Source organism: Sphingobium sp. LMC3-1-1.1, assembly GCF_040676285.1.
In the GTDB taxonomy this organism is placed as follows: Bacteria; Pseudomonadota; Alphaproteobacteria; order Sphingomonadales; family Sphingomonadaceae; genus Sphingobium.
In genome coordinates this window covers 1-571 of sequence record NZ_JBEGHQ010000057.1, presented here as the reverse complement: position 1 = coordinate 571, position 571 = coordinate 1, and the positions used below count along the sequence as shown (strand labels likewise).

The 571-nt window shown below is 61.3% G+C and carries 1 protein-coding gene; it reads right to left on the bottom strand.

The window, feature by feature from the left end; translation table 11 throughout:
* Positions 1 to 305: 305 nt before the first annotated feature.
* On the bottom strand, positions 306 to 571 hold a 266-nt coding region (locus MRBLMC3_RS19950), incomplete at its 5' end, for a PRC-barrel domain-containing protein (RefSeq protein WP_363831714.1).

Sequence of the window (571 nt, the reverse complement as noted above, 5' to 3'; positions counted from 1 at the left end):
GCTGCCGGCTATCACGGTGAGATCTCCGTCGAGCAGCAGCGCAGGCGCGGTGGATGAGGCGAGGATCGCCAGCGCCAGATTGCGCACGACGTCAGGATGGATAACTCGGTTCACGATGATGCCCCTTTCCGGGGAAACCGGAAAGCTCGCGGGGTGAAAGCCGGGTCCGGGTAATCGCGAAGTGAAGGCTCTCAACGTGAGCGCAGGGATTCGCAGACGCACCTTAGCACGGTTTGCACGACCACCCTGCGTCTATTCGACACCGGTCAATTACCTATTTTTGCCGCCCCTTTATGGGCTGTTGATCAGCCGGTGGCGGCAGGCGGAAGCCGAAAATAGTCTGTCACGCGCCGGCCATAGGCATCGTCGAAGACAGGCGCTGAATCCGGCCGGAAGCTGGGGGCACCCTCCAGCAGCCGTTTGTCGATGGCGGCTGCATATCCACCCTGCGTCTCGTCATAGCGGAACGCCGACCAGGGTATGGGATGATAGCTCTGTCCCAGTCCGAGGAAACCGCCCGTGGACAGGATGACATAGGCCACCTGTCCGGTCCGCTCGTCGAGAATGAGTT